A 3,507-nucleotide genomic window follows, 5' to 3' on the forward strand; every position below is an offset into this window, starting at 1 on the left:
ATATTATATAGTGCTCTAACACACTATTAAAAAGCACTCCCTTAAGTAAATATGTGAAGTGGATTAGCCTAAAACCGAACTTCAATAATCGGGCGCCTTAATTGAGCAAGGATCACAAAAATCATCAAACTTTATTCAAAATCTACAACAAAGCATATAAATTTCGTATCTATCCAACGAAGGAACAAAAAATATTAATTGTTAAAACCATTGGGTGCAATCGCTTTGTATTCAATTTCTTATTGAGCGAATGGGGCAGTTTATTTAAAGAAGTAAATCAAATCGCATAGGCTACAAAAAAGAAAGCAAACTAAAATCGTGGGTGCTGATGACGAATAAACACAACTCCGCTATCTGTATATAGTGTATTTATTATAGTTGGCATCCTTGAAGGAATAACTAAATCAAGCTACAAGGGTGGTGAAAAAATGGCTAAAAATAAGAATAATCAATTGAAGAACAATAAAAATGCTGTACCAAAAGCAGATGTAGAATTTGCGGGAGAAAATGGACTTGAAAAAATCGCATTAAGAGCCCAAAAAAAATCAAAATAAGTAAACAATAGGGGGCAGTAAATCTGTCCCTTTGTTCCTCAAAATTAACATAGTTCTTCAAAAAAATAAGCATCTTTTGTTAGCATAAAACCAATGTATTGCAAAACCTGGAAAGTCCCCTCAGAAGTTCTGAAAGTACTTTCCATTCACATAATTAGTGTTATCGTAAGTCAATGTTATTGTTAGTTTGGATTCGACTTTTGTATAGTTGACGAAATTTGATGAAAGAGATAATTCTCCAAGGTAAGATATATCCCAGTGCTACAGTCATAAATAGTGCTGCTTCTGTTTCTGGACCTAGCCATTTTAAATAATCACGAAGTAAAAAACGGATAATAAGTACGATGAGAAAGGTAATAATAAAGCTCTTGTTTCTTACAGCATAAATATGCTGATCGAATCGGAGTTCATAGTGAGTGGTCCAAATAAGTGGAATTGACAAAAGAAATCCAAAGATAGCTGCACAAATCCATACCCAGCCAGCGGCATGTGCTTTTGGATTTAAGATGATGTGAATGCAGGGGAGTAACAAAAATAGTATGGGTAAGAGAATGCGGGTTCCGTTTCCTTTAATAGGGCGATACATTGCCAAAGTTCTACGCCATATGACTAACGCAGCAATTATGATTACAATAGTGTAAAACGAAGAAGAATCCATGATTTCACCTCAACACATAGAATATTTCAATTATATGGAAAGTACAGATGGTTGGATAGTGGTATTCATCCTGATTGGGGAAATATAACATTAATTTGTGATATCATATATAGGTATTTCCATTACATACTATTGCAAGAGGTAAGCAAAGAGGCTTATCCCTTATGTATCAAGGATTACGCCTTTTTTTCTTTTGAAAGATTTATAGAAAAAAACATACTTGTTTTATTAAGTATGCAGTCTCAGAATTGTCCTTATTTCCCATATAACAATCGCATATTTGCTAGTTAGTTTAATACTTTTTGTAATGGAACAGCTGCAATCTAAAATTATGATTTGAGTACATGCAATATATACAATACCCCTGGCATATAGCTAATAGCGTATAGCGCGCTTATAGCTAAACAACAAGTCCACTGCCAAAGTAGGGCTATTTTTTTCTGCCTTTTGTGGTAATATCGGTGTTGCCGTTTCACGCATTAGTTTATATTCAAGCTGTGCAGTGATAATAAAGCTGTTTAATTGTAAACGTAAAAGAGCGATATCCTAAAAACTACGATAGACGGTATAATAAAAGCAATATATATAGAAATACGTTTGCTTTCGAAAGGGAGTACATATATGAAAATAAAAAAGGGCAAAAAACACTTGGTTATGCTTTTGAACAAGCTACAAAGCATAGGAAATACCCGAAATTAATAAGGATAATTTATAGGAGGTACTTTAAAATGTTTATCGTAAATGTTGAAGGTGCTATAAGGAAAAATGATAAATGGCTTATTATTGAAAGAAGCAAAAAAGAGGAACATGCTGGTGGTTGGCTTTCTCTTGTGGGAGGTAAGGTAGATATAGAAGGGAATTCATCAGACATATTAGAGAGAACAGTAAAGCGAGAAATATTAGAAGAAGTCGGTGTGAGCGTAAAAGACAGGCTAAATTATGTACATAGTACGTCATTCGTAACCGATACAGGTGAAAATGTTGTGGATATTGTTTTTCTTTGCGAATATGAATCGGGGGAGGCATTTTCTAAAAGTCACGATGAGGTTGAAGAAGTATTATGGTTAACTACTGATGAAATATTAAATCACCCCAATTCGCCAATTTATTTAAAAGAAAGCATTAATCAGGCGGAAGCGTTGATTCGTATTCATTCTTCATAACGCTTTAAATTTATAATAGAAGTAAAGTTGTTATACATAAATGGGGGAAACCTTGGAATTTATCTTGTTCAATTATCGGGCGCTATTGTTGAATAAAACTTAGATTTTTAAACGACTTTATTGTTATATTTTTAAGTACAGTGAAGTATCTTATGTCGAAAATTAAACGACTATATTTTAACCCCGTCCTAAATTTAGAACGGGGTTATGCTTGTTTTAGGTTTTAAAATTTAATAGCTTTATTGTCTTTTTACATATTCTTTATTAAAAGACTAACAGGTGACTTGCAAAGCAAGTTACCTGATGTTACACTCTAACTACATACTAACTTGCATAGCAACCTACTGAAAGGAGATGAATCGATGCATAGCCAAATGCTAAAAGGTGTATTAGAAGGCTGTATTTTATATATCATCTCACAAGAAGAAGTATACGGTTATGAACTAAGTACCAAATTGAATCAATATGGCTTTACGTTCGTAAGTGAGGGCAGTATTTATCCACTTTTATTGCGTATGCAAAAAGAAAAGTTAATCGAAGGAACTTTGAAAACCTCTAATCTAGGACCTAAACGTAAGTATTATCATTTAACAAAGAAGGGATTAGAACAATTAGAGGCATTTAAGGAAAGTTGGGATATGGTATCAACAACTGTAAATCGGTTACTAGGAGGGGAAAAACAAAATGAAACCAGATGAAATGGCTAAAATGAATAATGAAAAAAGAAAGCTACTAACAGAAGAAAATGAACTAGCTTATGGAAATATGTTAGTGTATATTCGCTGTTCAAATGTTCCTGAAAGGCAATCAGAAGAACTATTATTGGAGATTTTAGACCACCTTCTTGAATCTCAAAAAGAAGGAAAAAATGCTTATGATGTATTTGGGGAGGATCTTCCAACGTATTGTGACGAATTAATTGCCGCCCTACCTCAACAAACAATGTTTGAAAAATTTTCAACAATTGGTTTTATTATTAGTTTACTACTTGCTATTCAATTTGGAATAGATACGATATCTGCTGTAATAACTTCGTTTTTTCAAAAAAACTATCAAACTGGAGGTGTGTCATTTGATATTCTGGAAACCACACTATCTGTCATAATTCTTATTGGAGGTCTTTATATTATTT

5 protein-coding genes and 1 pseudogene are annotated in these 3,507 nt (G+C 33.0%); 5 read left to right on the plus strand and 1 reads right to left on the minus strand.

Annotated elements, in window-relative coordinates; all coding sequences use genetic code 11:
- Window positions 1–140 precede the first annotated feature (140 nt).
- Both AB3X48_RS19380 and AB3X48_RS19385 read left to right on the plus strand, forming a co-directional pair.
- Window positions 141–269 (plus strand): annotated as a pseudogene (locus AB3X48_RS19380) (helix-turn-helix domain-containing protein); the annotation flags it as partial.
- Window positions 270–428: 159 nt separating this feature from the next.
- Window positions 429–554, plus strand: a complete 126-nt coding sequence (locus AB3X48_RS19385; protein WP_001107285.1) for a hypothetical protein — start codon at window positions 429–431, stop codon at window positions 552–554.
- Window positions 555–714: 160 nt separating this feature from the next.
- Here the strand turns inward: AB3X48_RS19385 and AB3X48_RS19390 are convergent, their stop codons facing one another.
- Window positions 715–1,212 carry a CcdC protein domain-containing protein gene (locus tag AB3X48_RS19390; protein WP_002144370.1) on the minus strand — a complete coding sequence of 166 codons (498 nt, stop codon included), beginning with the start codon at window positions 1,210–1,212 and terminating at the stop codon, window positions 715–717.
- A gap of 728 nt (window positions 1,213–1,940) precedes the next feature.
- On the opposite strand from AB3X48_RS19390, the gene AB3X48_RS19395 reads away from it, so the two are divergent.
- The 3 genes from AB3X48_RS19395 to AB3X48_RS19405 form a co-directional block, all read left to right on the plus strand.
- On the plus strand, window positions 1,941–2,375 hold the full coding sequence (locus tag AB3X48_RS19395; protein WP_016103975.1) for an NUDIX hydrolase: 435 nt from the start codon (window positions 1,941–1,943) through the stop codon (window positions 2,373–2,375).
- A 362-nt stretch (window positions 2,376–2,737) separates the two neighbouring features.
- A complete protein-coding gene (locus AB3X48_RS19400; protein WP_016103706.1) occupies window positions 2,738–3,073 on the plus strand; it encodes a PadR family transcriptional regulator in 336 nt (111 codons plus the stop codon).
- Window positions 3,060–3,507: hypothetical protein (locus tag AB3X48_RS19405; RefSeq protein WP_367959823.1), on the plus strand; the 448-nt coding region annotated here is incomplete at its 3' end. The genes AB3X48_RS19400 and AB3X48_RS19405, both read left to right, overlap by 14 nt.

Source organism: Bacillus sp. S4 (genome assembly GCF_040838205.1).
Lineage (GTDB): Bacteria > Bacillota > Bacilli > Bacillales > Bacillaceae_G > Bacillus_A > Bacillus_A cereus_U.

What these genes read in the sequence shown, in the direction of transcription:
- AB3X48_RS19400 (WP_016103706.1), top strand. Translation starts at nt 2,738, where the DNA reads ATGCATAGCCAAATGCTAAAAGGTGTATTAGAAGGCTGTATTTTATAT.
- AB3X48_RS19385 (WP_001107285.1), top strand. Translation starts at nt 429, where the DNA reads ATGGCTAAAAATAAGAATAATCAATTGAAGAACAATAAAAATGCTGTA.
- AB3X48_RS19390 (WP_002144370.1), bottom strand. Translation starts at nt 1,212, where the DNA reads ATGGATTCTTCTTCGTTTTACACTATTGTAATCATAATTGCTGCGTTA.
- AB3X48_RS19395 (WP_016103975.1), top strand. Translation starts at nt 1,941, where the DNA reads ATGTTTATCGTAAATGTTGAAGGTGCTATAAGGAAAAATGATAAATGG.